The organism is Blautia luti (assembly GCF_013304735.1).
Classification (GTDB): domain Bacteria; phylum Bacillota; class Clostridia; order Lachnospirales; family Lachnospiraceae; genus Blautia_A.
The window spans coordinates 18,021-32,286 of record NZ_JAAITI010000038.1; the positions used below are offsets into that span (position 1 = coordinate 18,021).

The following is a 14,266-nucleotide window of genomic DNA, read 5'->3' on the forward strand; positions in this document are numbered from 1 at the left end:
AAAGAGAAAAATGAGGTGTGCAAATGATAGGATTTTATGATTACACGGTAATAATGACTTACATAAGCGTAGTGTCTTCCATGATCGGAATCTTCTGCGCTGTGACGGACCATATTTCAGCAGCAGTGTGCTGTCTGGCATTTTCCGGGTTGTGTGATATGTTTGACGGAAAGATTGCGCGAACCAAGAAGAACAGAACGGAGGAAGAGAAGTGCTTCGGGATCCAGATCGATTCTCTTGCGGATATTGTCTGTTTCGGAATCCTTCCCATTGTGCTGGGATTTAAGCTTGGCATGTATCATATTTACGGAATTGCCATTCTTCTGTTCTACGGTCTTGCAGGCCTGATCCGTCTGGCATATTTCAATGTTATGGAAGAAAAACGCCAGAATGAAACCTCCGAAAACCGGAAATATTATCAGGGACTTCCCATCACATCCATGTCCGTGATCCTGCCACTTCTGTTTGTGGTTTCCCTGCTTTTTCCGGAGTATAAATGGTTTGTGGTGCTCCTCCATATCACAATGCTGGCAGTAGGACTTCTGTTTATCCTGGATTTTAAATTCCGTAAGCCAACCAACCGGGAGCTGGTGATCATCGTTGCGGTAGTTGCAGTGGCAGTCCTTCTGGTTCTTTTCTATAATGAGGGATGGTGGAAATTCAATTATCTCTACAAACTTTCCATGGAAAGAGGCGGTAATTTATGATCCGGACGGCAGACCGAAAGGGAAACATTAAAAAGGAAGATTCTTTTCAGAATAATTTGCTGGAAAAAATCTACGGTTCTGTGGCCGGGCGTATGATGATCCGGCCGCTGGTTACCCCGGCTGTTTCCACGGTTGTGGGAAAGCTTCTGGATTCCAGGATTTCGGCAGCAGCAGTGGAACCGTTTATCCGGCTCAATCATCTGGATATGAGTGATTATGAAACGCGGAAATATATTTCCTACAATGATTTTTTCAAGAGAAAGATCCGGGAGGGTGCCCGCAGGATCGATATGGAACCCGGGCATTTTATCAGTCCCTGTGACTGCCGGGCCAGTGTATATCCTGTGGATGAAAAAGCCTGTCTTCATATCAAACAGACCCGATATACAGTGGAGGAACTTTTAAGGAACCCTTCCCTTGGGAAAAGATATCAGGGTGGCTATGTGTGGGTACTTCGTCTCTGTGTCCAGGATTATCACAGATATATTTATCCGGACAATGCAGCAGAGTCCCGGCGTATCAGAATCCCCGGGATTCTGCATACAGTCAACCCTGTGGCAAATGATGCCTATCCTATCTATAAAGAAAACAGCCGGGAATATTCCCTTCTGAAAACAGAAAATTTCCGCACGATGTTGATGATGGAAGTAGGCGCTCTCTTTGTGGGGAAGATCGAAAACCGGCCAAGAAGGGCATCTGTGAAACGTGGAGAGGAAAAAGGCAATTTTGCTTTCGGTGGTTCCACCATTGTGCTGATCACCGAAAAAAATGCGGTAAAGCCAGATGAAGATATCCTCAAAAATTCACAGGCAGGAATGGAAACAAGAGTACTTATGGGAGAAAAAATCGGAGAATCCTTTTGAAAGTGAAAGGGTTCTCTTTTTTATATTTGCTTTACACAAAATTTTCTTAAAAAATGAAATTACGTTCACACACACAACACAAACCTGTGATATATTATGAGCATATAGCAAAGCGGAACGGGAAGATCCGCTTTAGAATGAACGGGAAGCAGAGAAGAAATTTGTTTTCTGTGAAAGTGGGATAACACAGAGCATTTCGGACTGAAAATAACTGTCCGGAACAGCACTTGAGAAACGGAGGAAGATAGAATGGACGTATTAAAGATTCTTGTAGTAGATGACGAGAGCAGAATGAGAAAACTGGTAAAAGATTTCCTTACCAAAAAGAATTTCCAGGTACTGGAAGCCGGTGACGGTGAGGAAGCCATGGATATTTTTTATAAAGAAAAAGACATTGCACTGCTGATCCTGGACGTGATGATGCCGAAGATGGACGGCTGGGAAGTATGTCGTGAGATCCGTAAGAATTCCAAAGTTCCCATCATTATGCTGACAGCAAGAGGGGATGAACGTGATGAACTTCTGGGATTTGAACTTGGCGTAGACGAATATATTTCCAAACCGTTCAGTCCAAAGATCCTGGTGGCACGTGTAGAAGCCATCCTTCGAAGAACCGGACAGAGCAACCCGGATGAGGTACTTTCCGCAGGCGGTATTGTCATCGACAAGGCAGCACATCAGGCAACAGTGGACGGTAAACCGATGGATTTAAGCTTCAAGGAATTTGAGCTTCTGACTTATTTTCTGGAAAACGAGGGAATCGCCCTTTCCAGAGAAAAAATTCTTAATTCTGTATGGAATTATGATTACTTTGGTGATGCCAGAACCATTGATACCCATGTAAAGAAACTGAGAAGTAAAATGGGCGACAAAGGAGAGTACATCAAGACAGTCTGGGGTATGGGTTACAAGTTTGAGGTAGGAGAATGAAAAAGCCAGAAAAAAAACTAAAAAAAATCCACAGTTTACGCCATCAGATCACCGCATATTTTATCGGACTGCTGTTTTTGTCCATTCTGACTATCACCGTGATCAACGGAGCTTTCCTTGAAAAATATTATGTGACAAAAAAAATCGATGTACTTCTTGATCTCCGTACAACGCTGGAAAATACAGACATTGACAAGATGATGAACAGTGACAGCTCCGAAGGTTCGGAGAGTATCCCTGATGAGATCCAGAGAGCCTGCTCCAGAAACAATCTTTCCTGGGTTATCATTGACAGCAGCAATACCAGCTGGCTTTCCTGGGGCGAAAATGAAAAAATGCTTCAAAGCAAACTGTTCGGATATGTCTACGATTTGGATGAGGATGGGGACAAGAGCCGGACTCTGAAACAGGGAGACAATTATACGATCCAGCAGTCTCATGACCGTTTTGCAGGAATGGATTATGTGGAATGCTGGGGACAGCTGGATGATGAACATTATTTTATTATAAGGACACCACTTGAGAGCATTCGTGAGAGCGCAAACATTTCCAATAAGTTTTATTTTGCGGTTGGACTTGCGATTATTGTAGTGAGTGGTCTTATGATCATGCTGGTGACGAAACGGATCACCCGCCCCATCAGCGAACTGACAGATCTTTCAAAAAAAATGTCAGATCTTGATTTTGAGGCAAAATATGAGAGCAAAGTAGGCAATGAGATCGATGTTCTGGGGGATAATTTCAACCGGATGTCTTCACAGCTTGAAACAACCATCAGTGAACTGAAATCCGCAAACAATGAACTCCAGCGGGACATTGAGGATAAGATCAAGATCGACAAGATGCGAAAAGAATTTCTGGATAACGTATCCCATGAGCTGAAAACTCCGATCGCGCTGATCCAGGGCTATGCAGAAGGTTTAAAAGAAAACATTTCCGATGACCCTGAGAGCAGAGAGTTCTATTGCGACGTTATTATGGATGAAGCCTCCAAGATGAATAAGCTGGTAAAAAATCTTCTTACGCTGAATCAGCTGGAATCTGGTAAAGACGCAGTTGTGATGGAGAGGTTTGACATCGTATCCCTGATCCGGGGTGTGCTCCAGACCATGAATATCATGATCGGACAGAAAGAGGCAAACGTGATCTTTGAGGCGGAGAAGCCGGTTTATGTATGGGCCGATGAGTTTAAGATCGAAGAGGTTGTGACAAACTATGTAAGCAATGCCCTGAATCATCTGGATGGTGAGAAAGAGATCGAGATCAAACTTCAGGATGAGGATAACCGTGTGAAGATCAGTGTATTTAACACAGGAACTCCGATCCCTGAGGCAGATGTGCCAAATCTCTGGAATAAATTTTATAAAGTTGATAAAGCGAGAACCAGGGAATACGGTGGAAGCGGTATCGGTCTGTCCATTGTAAAAGCTATCATGGAAAGCATGAACCAGGAATACGGCGTGCAGAACTTTGACAATGGTGTGGAATTCTGGTTTACCCTGGATCGGAAATAATGAAACTTTAGTGTGATAATGCGAAAAAACGGGCGGCAGCAGAGAAAAGTCTTTGCAACCGCCTGTTTTTGCGTTATACTAAATCAATGTAAATCGAAGGTGAGAGAGGAATATCGAGATACAAAAGAGCAGGAGGAAGCATTATTATGATAGGAATCATTGACTACGATGCAGGAAACATAAAAAGTGTGGAAAAAGCACTTCAGTATCTGGGACAGGAGACTGTCGTCTCAAGAGATCCCCAGGTGCTTCTGAAAGCAGATAAAGTAATTCTTCCAGGTGTTGGAAGTTTTGGCGATGCTATGGAGAATCTCAATAAGTACGGACTTGTTCCGGTAATACATGAGATCGTGGAAAAAGGAACTCCGTTTCTTGGAATCTGTCTTGGACTGCAGCTGCTTTTTGAGAGCAGTGATGAGACTCAGGGAGTGGAAGGCCTTGGAATCCTGAAGGGAAAGATCTTACGGATCCCGCCAAGCCCGGGACTGAAGATCCCGCATATGGGATGGAATTCCCTGCATCTTCAGAACAGCGGAAGATTATTTAAAGATATTCCGGAAAACACATACGTTTACTTTGTACATTCCTATTATCTTCAGGCAGAAGATGAAGAGATCGTGAAAGCCACCACGCAGTACAGTACATGTATTCACGCATCTGTGGAGAAGGGGAATGTATTTGCATGCCAGTTCCACCCGGAAAAAAGCAGCCGGTGGGGCTTGAAGATCCTTGAGAATTTTGCGGCACTTGAGGCAGGCACCGGAAAGGAGGAGGCATAATCATGTTTACAAAACGAATTATCCCATGTCTGGACGTAAATAAAGGACGTGTAGTAAAAGGCGTGAATTTTGTTGATCTGAAAGATGCCGGAGATCCGGTGGAAATTGCCAAAGCTTATGACGCAGCCGGTGCGGACGAGCTTGTTTTTCTTGATATCACGGCTTCCTGTGAAGAGCGTGATACGGTGGTAGATATGGTAAGAGCTGTTGCTGCCAATGTATTTATCCCCTTTACCGTAGGTGGAGGAATCCGTACTGTGGATGATTTCCGGAAACTTCTCCGTGAAGGTGCAGATAAGATCTCTGTAAATTCCGCAGCCATCGACCGTCCGGAGCTGATCCATGAGGCTGCACAGAAATTCGGAAGCCAGTGTGTGGTAGTTGCCATTGATGCCAAGAGAAGGCCGGATGGCGGCTGGAATATCTACAAACATGGCGGAAGACTGGATACCGGTATCGATGCTCTTACATGGGCAAAGAAGGTGGAAGAACTTGGCGCAGGTGAGATCCTTCTTACCAGCATGGACTGTGACGGAACCAAGGCAGGATATGATATTGAACTTACAAGAGCTGTTGCAGATGCGGTTTCCATTCCGGTGATCGCTTCCGGTGGTGCCGGAACTCTGGAGCATTTTTATGATGCACTGACTGAAGGCGGAGCAGACGCGGCACTGGCAGCATCTCTGTTCCACTACAAAGAACTGGAGATCCGGGAAGTGAAGGATTACCTTGCGGAAAAAGGAATTTCCGTGAGAAGATAAGTTGGATGAGAGGTGAAGGATATGGCTCCTATAGCGGGAGACTGGCAGGAGGCGCTGAAAGGTGAGTTTCACCAGCCTTACTATGCCAAACTTTATAAAACCGTGATGACAGAATACAGAACAAGAAAGATTTTTCCGCCTCCGGAAGATCTGTTCAATGCGTTTCATTTTACGCCGCTGCATCAGGTGAAGGTTGTGATCCTGGGACAGGACCCCTATCACAATGACGGACAGGCCCACGGGCTTTGTTTTTCCGTAAAAAAAGGTGTGGAAACACCGCCATCCCTGGTGAATATTTATAAAGAACTTGAGGATGATATGGGATGTTACATCCCAAACAACGGCAATCTGGAAAAATGGGCAAAACAGGGCGTGCTTCTTTTAAACACAGTGCTGACAGTCCGTGCCCATCAGGCCAATTCCCACAGGGGGATCGGCTGGGAACAGTTTACCGATGCCGCCATCCGGATCCTGGACGAGGAGGACCGTCCAATCGTATTTCTTCTCTGGGGCCGGCCTGCCCAGATGAAAGCATCCATGCTTCACAATCCGAAGCATCTGATCCTGGAAGCACCACATCCAAGCCCCCTTTCTGCTTACCGGGGATTTTTCGGATGCAAACATTTCAGTAAGGCCAACGAATTTCTGAAAGCCAACGGGGAAGAACCCATTGACTGGCAGATCGAGAATATTTAAGTTAAGGAAAGTAAAATGGGTAAAAAAAACGATAACACACTTGTGAAAAACGCCTCTTTTCTTATGGTTGCGGCGCTGATCTCCAAGATCATCGGAATGCTGTACAAGAGCCCGCTTTCAACCACACTGGGAAGCCAGAGTTTTGCACTTTTCCAGTTTGCACAGAATGTATATTTCATTCTGCTGATGATCGCGTCTTTCAGTATTCCACAGGCGGTATCCAAGATCATGGCGGAAAAGATCGCTTTTCACAGATATAAAGATGCACAGAAAGTATTTTATGGTGCTCTGATCTATGCGGCAGTTGCCGGCGGCATTGTGGCACTTGTCTGTGTATTTGGTGCGGGAATCCTGGTTCCGGACAGTATGGCAAATGCCCGTCTGGCACTGCAGATGCTTGCGCCTACAATTTTCATGTCTGGTCTGTGCGGTGTATTCCGCGGATATTTCCAGGCATACCGCAATATGATGCCGACATCGATCTCACAGATTATTGAACAGATTTTTGTGGCAACCTTTGCGCTTCTGATGTCACATGTATTTATTCAGCACTTCTCCGCAACGGGAGATATGGATCTGGTCCATCGCTGGGGTGCGGCAGGTGCTACCATGGGTACCGGTGCCGGTGTGGCGTCCGCTCTGATCTTTATGCTGATCGTCTACGGGGTAAACCGTAAGATCATTCGAAAAAGGATCGCTAATGACCATCACTCTGTGAATGAGAGCATGGGACATGTAATGAGTAATATCGTGCTTATCATCATGCCGATCATTCTCAGCGCATTTATCTACAACGTAAACGGATATATCAACAGCTATATGTATTCCGGTATTATGGACATCAAAGGCGCTGCCAAAGACGTGATCCAGACCCTGTATTCCGAGTACGGATATTATATGACACTGATCAATATCCCGCTTACCCTGGCAAGTACGGCGCCGACTTCCATGATTCCAGAGGTTTCTGCACATTATGCCATGCATGATATCGAAGGCGCCAATATGAAAACAGACCGTGCCACATGGATCAGCATGCTGATCTCCATTCCGGCGGCAGTAGGTCTTGCGGTTCTTTCCGGACCGATCACAAGACTGATCTTCCCGGGAACCAACGGTGTTGGCGGACAGCTTCTGATCCTGGGAGGAATTACCATTATCCTCAACGGTAACTCCAATATTACCAACGGTGTACTTCAGGGAATCGGCAAGCCGAAACTTCCGATGATCCATGCAGCCATCGCTCTGGTGGCGGATGTGATCGCAATGGCACTGCTTCTGGTGTTTACCAACCTTGGTGTTTATACCATCGTCATCGCACAGATCGTCTATGCAGTTGTGATGTGTCTTCTTAATGACCGTTCCATCAAGAAATACATGGGTTACAAAAATCCATGGAGAAGTGCTTATTTAAGCCCGTTCCTGGCATCTATCCCAATGGGAGTTGTTGCGGGAGTGGTATATTACGGACTGTATGCACTGATCCATTCCAATGTGATCTGCCTTGGTATTTCCGTGATCCTGGCTGCTTGTGTATACTTTATTGTATATCTGTTTGTAAGTAAGCCTGGTGAAGAGGAGCTGGGTATGATGCCTGGTGGAAGGTATATGAAGAAACTGGCGAGAATGATGAAGATCATTTAACCGAATCAAGGAAGTCTTCGTCTGATTCGACCTGGTTCAGATGAATTTTATATGGTATAGAAATACCCACAGATTTATTCCGGAAAATAACCGGCCGGAGGATCTGTGGGTATTTTTTGTTTATATCAGATTTCTGGCGATTCAGGTTTTTGAAGAAATTTCTTTTTAGCCTTTCCTTTGGGAAAACAGTTTTATAATCTCCAGGGTAACATCTACAGCAGCATCCATTCCTTCAACAGTAATGTGCTCATAAGGCCCGTGATAGGCATGTCCGCCGGTTCCAAGGTTCGGGCAGGGAAGTCCCATGAAACTTAACTGGGCTCCGTCTGTGCCGCCACGGATAGGCAGGATCAGTGGCGTGACACCGCAGGCACGGCAGGCATCCTCTGCCAGGGTGATCAGCCACGGGCAGGTATCAATGATCTCTTTCATATTGCGGTACTGCTGGGTGATGGTAAGGGTCACGGTACCTTCGCCCCATTTTTCGTTGAGGATTTCGGTGATATGTGCAAGAGTCTTCTGACGGACTTCAAAAGAAGCAGCATCGTGATCCCGGACAATATACTGAAGTTCAGCCCGGGAAACATCTCCTTTCATGGAGCACAGATGGAAAAATCCCTGATAGTCCGCTGTGTTCCGTGGTGTATCCGCAGAGGGGAGCATGGAATTAAATTCCATGGCAACAAGGGCAGCATTGACCATGGTATTTTTGGAAGAACCGGGATGGACATTGACGCCCTGGAAAATTACTTTTGCACTGCAGGCGTTGAAGTTTTCGTACTGGATCTCGCCTTCTGTATCACCGTCCAGGGTATAGGCGTAATCTGCACCGAATTTTTTTACATTGAAGTGAGCCGGTCCCATGCCGATCTCTTCATCTGGCGTAAATGCAACACAGAGAGGTCCGTGAGGTATTTTTTCCGTAAGGATATGCTCCAGCGCTGTAAGGATCTCCGCAATGCCGGCCTTGTCGTCAGCACCCAGGATTGTGGTTCCGTCTGAGGTGATGAGGGTCCGTCCGGCAAGAGAAGTAAGGTGTGAGAACATTTCCGGAGAAAGCGTTCTGCCGCTTGTACCAAGAGGGAGATCTTTTCCATCATAATTTTCAGTGATCACAGGTGTGACTGCATGGTCGCAGAAATCGGAAACTGTGTCCATATGTGCGATAAAGCCGAGGGCTTTGCAGTGTTCCAGACCTTCTGTGGCCGGAAGATGCGCGTAAACATAGCAGTGATCGTCCAGTGTTACATCAGAGATGCCAAGCCCTTTCAGTTCCTCCACAAGAAGGCGGGCCAGGTCAAACTGACATCTGGAAGAAGGGGAGGAAGTGCTTTCTTCGTTGCTTGGTGTGAATATTTTTACATAGGATAAAAGTCGTTCGTATGCTTTCATAGAAGAAAAGTCCTTTCTGAAAAAATTCGTCCGGAACAGACTGTACTTGCATTTGCGGAATCCGTCTGTTTTCCAGGAGATAACAACAGTATACCACACAGCATACGCATATTTGCGGAAAAAATCTCCCACGATGAGAAAACCTGTGCTATAATCGGTGGGATAATAAAAAACGGAGGATTTGAGAGTGGAAAAAAGAATCATACAGGTCGAAGAAAAAGTACCTGCAAAAATGCTGATACCGTTAAGTATCCAGCACATGTTTGCCATGTTCGGAGCATCCGTACTGGTGCCGTTCCTTTTTGGCATCAATCCGGCCATCGTGCTTTTGATGAACGGCGTGGGAACACTTCTTTTTATTTTCATCACAAAAGGAAAGGCACCGGCATACTTGGGCTCCAGTTTTGCCTTTCTTTCACCGGCACTTCTGGTCATCAGCAAGTACGGTTATGAGTATGCCCTTGGCGGTTTCGTTGTACTTGGTATCGCAGGTATGTGCGTGGCGTTTATTGTCCGTCAGTGTGGAACGGACTGGATCGATATCGTGCTTCCTACCGCGGCAATGGGACCGGTAGTTGCACTGATCGGTCTGGAACTTGCGGGAAATGCGGCAAGCACGGCAGGACTTCTGGATGAAAAGGTAGATCCGAAGAATGTGATCGTATTTCTGGTGACACTTGGAGTTGCGGTATTCGGGCAGATCCTGTTCCGTGGTTTTCTTTCTGTTATTCCGATCCTGATCGCGATCATTGCAGGATATGTGGCAGCAGGGGCATGCGGACTTCTGGATTTTACCCAGGTAAGAGAAGCGGCGTTTTTTGCTCTTCCCAACTTTACATCCCCGAAATTTAATTTTGAGGCTGTCATGACGATTTTCCCCGCACTGCTTCTGGTAACTTCCGAGCATATCGGACATCAGATCGTAACCGGAAAGATCGTCGGAAGGAATCTTCTGAAAGATCCGGGTCTTCACAGATCCCTGTTTGCGGATTTCTTCTCCACTACAGTTTCCGGATGCCTTGGTTCTGTGCCGACCACCACTTACGGTGAGAACATCGGTGTTATGGCTGTGACAAAGGTTTACAGCGTACAGGTTATCGGCGGTGCGGCAGTGCTTTCCATCTGCTGTTCTTTCCTTGGCAAACTGGCAGCTCTGATCAGTACTATCCCTGGTCCGGTTATCGGCGGAATTTCTTTCCTCCTTTACGGAATGATCGGAACTTCCGGACTTCGTATGCTGGTTGACAATCACGTGGATTACAGCAAATCCAGAAACCTGACACTGACAAGTGTTGTCTTTGTTGTGGGACTTTCCGGAATTGCCCTGAAACTTGGAAATGTGGAGCTTACAGGTATGGTACTGGCGTGTGTGGTTGCCATGGCATTAAGCCTTGTGTTCTATATCCTGGATAAACTGAAACTGACCAACGATCAGTAAAAAATAAGCGGCGTTCATTTTACAAAGCAGATAAAAAGGGAAACCTTTCTATCTGCTTTTTCTGCTTGACAATCATTCCGTTTTATAATACTATGTAATACAGAAAACACGAACAAAGGTTCGAAAAAACAGGAAACTTGGCGATAGAAGAGAATAAAGAATAGGAGATTGCAGAATGATCAGTGAAGAGAAGCAGAAGGCGCTGGAAGCAGCCCTTGGAAATATTGAGAAACAGTTTGGTAAGGGCTCTGTTATGAAGCTTGGAGATTCCAGTTCCCATATGCAGGTGGAGGCAGTTCCAACAGGATGCTTAAGCCTTGATATCGCTCTTGGCGTAGGTGGTGTGCCGAAAGGACGTATCGTGGAGATCTACGGACCGGAGTCCAGTGGTAAGACAACCGTAGCCTTACATATGGTTGCCGAGGTTCAGAAGAGAGGCGGAATCGCAGGATTCATCGATGCGGAGCATGCCCTTGATCCGGTTTACGCCAAGAATATCGGTGTGGATATTGATAATCTTTACATTTCACAGCCGGATAACGGAGAGCAGGCTCTGGAGATTACAGAGACCATGGTGCGCTCTGGTGCTGTGGATATCGTGATCGTGGACTCTGTTGCAGCATTGGTTCCCAAGGCAGAGATCGAAGGCGATATGGGAGACAGCCATGTGGGCCTGCAGGCACGTCTGATGTCACAGGCACTCCGTAAACTGACTGCTGTTATCAGCAAGTCCAACTGTGTGGTAATCTTTATCAACCAGCTCCGTGAGAAGGTCGGCGTAATGTTCGGTAATCCGGAGACTACAACCGGTGGACGTGCCCTGAAGTTCTATGCATCTGTCCGTATGGATGTCCGCCGCGTGGAGACACTGAAGCAGGGCGGTGAGATGGTAGGTAACCATACACGTGTGAAGGTAGTTAAGAACAAGGTAGCTCCGCCATTTAAACAGGCAGAATTTGATATTATGTTCGGAACCGGTATTTCCAGAGAGGGAGACATCCTGGATCTTGCGGCAGACTGCTCCATTGTAAACAAGAGTGGTGCGTGGTATGCATACGAAGGGGACAAGATCGGACAGGGACGTGAGAATGCCAAATTATTCCTGAGAGAGCATCCGGAGATCCGTGATGAGATCGAAAAGAAGGTACGTGTACAGTATCATCTGGATCCGGCTGATGAAACAGCAGAATCTGCGGCACAGGCAGCGGATACGGAAGAAGAGGAATAATCCATGCTGAATCCGGAAGAACGAAACCGGGCAAGAAAGAAAGCCATGCGGCTTCTGGAACATATGGATCGTACAGAGAAAGGCCTGACGGATAAACTCCGTCAGGCTGAATTTTCACAGGAGGCAGTGGAAGATGCCATTGCCTATGTGAAGTCTTACGGTTATATTAATGATGCCCGTTATGCCAGGACATATATTTCTTTTCGCATGGAGTCCAAGAGCCGCCAGAAGATCCTTTCCGAGCTTCAGATGAAAGGTGTAGACCGTCAGACTGCACTGGAAGCCTGGGAGGAAATGGAAGAACTTATGGAACCTGATGAACGTGCCGTTTTACGAAAGACCATAGAGAAGAAATATGCACCGGATACCGAGCTTGATGAAGGACAGATGCGGAGACTCTATGGTTACCTTGCCAGAAGAGCATTTAAGTACGAAGATATTTCACATACCCTGGATGAGATGAACATCCGTGTGAAACACGAGATGGAATAATTCCGTACAAAAAAAGTCACAGTTCATGCATGCTAACCAAAATCGGCTTTTTCATGAGAAAAACTTGACATAAATGTGAAAAACAGCTAAACTTGTATTGTTGTATTTGTACAATGAAAACTAAATAAGGAGGTGCTCCTGTGGCAGGCACAATTATCGGTGTTATTGTCGCTGTGGTAGTCACGCTACTTATTGCAGTTCCTGTTACTTGCAAGGTTGCTGTTGACAAGAAAGTACGCAAGGATGCGGAAATCGTAGGTACAGCAGAGGATAAAGCAAGGAATATTCTTGATGAAGCATTGAAAGCAGCAGAGACCAAGAAACGCGAAACTTTACTTGAGGTAAAGGAAGAATCTCTGCGAACTAAAAATGAACTGGAAAGGGAAACCAAGGAACGGAGAAACGAGCTGCAGAGATACGAGAAGCGAGTTTTGTCAAAAGAGGAATCTGTTGACAAAAAAGCCAATGCAGTGGAGAAGCGTGAGCTGGAATGTACAGCGAAATTTAACGAGTTACAAGAAAAAGAAAAACGAGTAAATGAACTTGAGGAAAAAGGAGTACGGGAACTGGAACGAGTTTCAGGTCTTACCTCCGAACAGGCAAAAGAAGAGTTACTGAAATCTGTAGAAGATGACGTAAAGGTGGATGTTGCAAGACTCTATAAAGAGCTTGAAAACAGAGCCAAGGAAGAAGCCAACAAGAAAGCTAAGGAATATGTGGTCAATGCCATCCAAAAATGTGCGGTAGATCACGTATCTGAGACAACAATTTCTGTGGTACAGCTTCCAAGTGATGAAATGAAGGGAAGGATTATCGGTCGTGAGGGCCGTAACATCCGTACATTGGAGACACTTACCGGTGTGGATCTGATCATTGATGATACACCGGAGGCAGTTGTTCTCTCCGCGTTTGATCCGATCCGTAGAGAGATCGCCAGAGTGGCTCTGGAGAAACTTATTGTGGATGGACGTATTCATCCGGCAAGAATTGAAGAGATGGTGGAGAAAGCCCAGAAAGAAGTGGAAACACAGATCCGTGAAGACGGTGAGACAGCAGCCATGGATGTGGGTGTTCATGGAATCCATCCGGAACTTCTGAAACTTCTTGGACGTATGAAATTCCGTTCCAGTTATGGTCAGAATGCTTTGAGGCATTCCATTGAGGTTGCACAGCTTTCCGGACTTCTCGCAGGAGAGATCGGTGTGGATGTGCGTATGGCCAAACGTGCCGGACTTCTTCATGATATTGGTAAATCCATTGATCATGAGGTGGAAGGTTCTCATATCCAGATTGGCGTGGATCTCTGTAAGAAATATAAGGAATCCCCGATCGTTATCAACACAGTTGCGTCCCATCATGGCGATGTGGAACCGGAATCTCTTATCGCTTGTATTGTACAGGCTGCTGACGCGATTTCCGCGGCAAGACCTGGTGCAAGACGAGAGACACTGGAAACCTATACCAATCGTCTGAAACAGCTCGAGGATATCACCAATGAGTTCAAGGGCGTAGAAAAATCTTTTGCTATTCAGGCAGGAAGAGAAATTCGTGTTATGGTTGTACCGGATCACGTAAGTGATGCAGATATGGTTCTCCTTGCAAGAGACATTGCAAAGCAGATCGAAGCAGAACTTGAATATCCGGGACAGATCAAGGTTAATGTGATCCGTGAAAGCAGAGCGGTTGATTACGCAAAATAAGCTTTCGCTCACAGAATACTCTGGAAATAATGAAAGCCGGACAGCTTTAATAGCTGGCCGGCTTTTTTGCGTTTGCGCGCCATGGGCGCGCTCTAACGGGTGTAAGTCCCGAACATGCCCAGATA

13 protein-coding genes are annotated in these 14,266 nt (G+C 46.1%); 12 read left to right on the forward strand and 1 reads right to left on the reverse strand.

Going from position 1 to position 14,266, the window contains the following annotated elements:
• The first annotated feature begins 23 nt into the window (after positions 1-23).
• The 8 genes from G5B06_RS15420 to G5B06_RS15455 all read left to right on the forward strand — a co-directional run bounded on the left by G5B06_RS15420 (position 24) and on the right by G5B06_RS15455 (position 7,891).
• Entirely contained in the window at positions 24-707 is a 684-nt protein-coding gene (locus G5B06_RS15420) for a CDP-alcohol phosphatidyltransferase family protein (RefSeq protein ID WP_021976890.1), read from the forward strand.
• Complete coding sequence (locus G5B06_RS15425; RefSeq protein WP_021976889.1) at positions 704-1,570, forward strand: phosphatidylserine decarboxylase; 867 nt, start codon at positions 704-706, stop codon at positions 1,568-1,570. Before G5B06_RS15420 ends, G5B06_RS15425 begins: the two co-directional genes overlap by 4 nt.
• Positions 1,571-1,819: 249 nt before the next feature.
• Positions 1,820-2,500, forward strand: coding sequence for a response regulator transcription factor (locus G5B06_RS15430; RefSeq protein ID WP_173772457.1), 681 nt, complete (start codon positions 1,820-1,822; stop codon positions 2,498-2,500).
• Positions 2,497-4,014 carry a sensor histidine kinase gene (locus G5B06_RS15435; protein ID WP_021976887.1) on the forward strand — a complete coding sequence of 506 codons (1,518 nt, stop codon included), beginning with the start codon at positions 2,497-2,499 and terminating at the stop codon, positions 4,012-4,014. The genes G5B06_RS15430 and G5B06_RS15435 overlap by 4 nt, the downstream gene beginning before the upstream one ends.
• Positions 4,015-4,160: 146 nt before the next feature.
• On the forward strand, positions 4,161-4,793 hold the full coding sequence (gene hisH, locus G5B06_RS15440; protein ID WP_021976886.1) for an imidazole glycerol phosphate synthase subunit HisH: 633 nt from the start codon (positions 4,161-4,163) through the stop codon (positions 4,791-4,793).
• A gap of 2 nt (positions 4,794-4,795) precedes the next feature.
• A complete protein-coding gene (gene hisF / locus G5B06_RS15445; RefSeq protein WP_021976885.1) occupies positions 4,796-5,554 on the forward strand; it encodes an imidazole glycerol phosphate synthase subunit HisF in 759 nt (252 codons plus the stop codon).
• Between the two features lie 21 nt (positions 5,555-5,575).
• Positions 5,576-6,250 (forward strand): uracil-DNA glycosylase, encoded by a 675-nt coding sequence (gene ung, locus G5B06_RS15450; protein ID WP_021976884.1) that lies wholly within the window; start codon positions 5,576-5,578, stop codon positions 6,248-6,250.
• A 15-nt stretch (positions 6,251-6,265) separates the two neighbouring features.
• On the forward strand, positions 6,266-7,891 hold the full coding sequence (locus G5B06_RS15455) for a putative polysaccharide biosynthesis protein (protein WP_021976883.1): 1,626 nt from the start codon (positions 6,266-6,268) through the stop codon (positions 7,889-7,891).
• 165 nt (positions 7,892-8,056) lie between these two features.
• Here the strand turns inward: G5B06_RS15455 and pepT are convergent, their stop codons facing one another.
• Positions 8,057-9,283, reverse strand: coding sequence for a peptidase T (gene pepT, locus G5B06_RS15460; RefSeq protein ID WP_173772459.1), 1,227 nt, complete (start codon positions 9,281-9,283; stop codon positions 8,057-8,059).
• A 187-nt stretch (positions 9,284-9,470) separates the two neighbouring features.
• Here pepT and uraA point away from each other — a divergent pair, with 187 nt between their 5' ends.
• The 4 genes from uraA to rny all read left to right on the forward strand — a co-directional run bounded on the left by uraA (position 9,471) and on the right by rny (position 14,141).
• The gene (gene uraA, locus G5B06_RS15465) at positions 9,471-10,721 is read left to right on the forward strand and encodes a uracil permease (protein ID WP_118062122.1); all 1,251 of its coding nucleotides are present in this window, start codon (positions 9,471-9,473) and stop codon (positions 10,719-10,721) included.
• Positions 10,722-10,896: 175 nt separating this feature from the next.
• Positions 10,897-11,949, forward strand: a complete 1,053-nt coding sequence (recA, locus tag G5B06_RS15470; RefSeq protein WP_118062123.1) for a recombinase RecA — start codon at positions 10,897-10,899, stop codon at positions 11,947-11,949.
• A 3-nt stretch (positions 11,950-11,952) separates the two neighbouring features.
• Positions 11,953-12,441 (forward strand): regulatory protein RecX, encoded by a 489-nt coding sequence (locus G5B06_RS15475; protein WP_173772461.1) that lies wholly within the window; start codon positions 11,953-11,955, stop codon positions 12,439-12,441.
• Positions 12,442-12,581: 140 nt separating this feature from the next.
• Positions 12,582-14,141: a ribonuclease Y gene (rny, locus tag G5B06_RS15480; RefSeq protein WP_021976878.1), complete on the forward strand. Its 1,560-nt coding sequence runs from the start codon at positions 12,582-12,584 to the stop codon at positions 14,139-14,141.
• Positions 14,142-14,266: the final 125 nt, after the last annotated feature.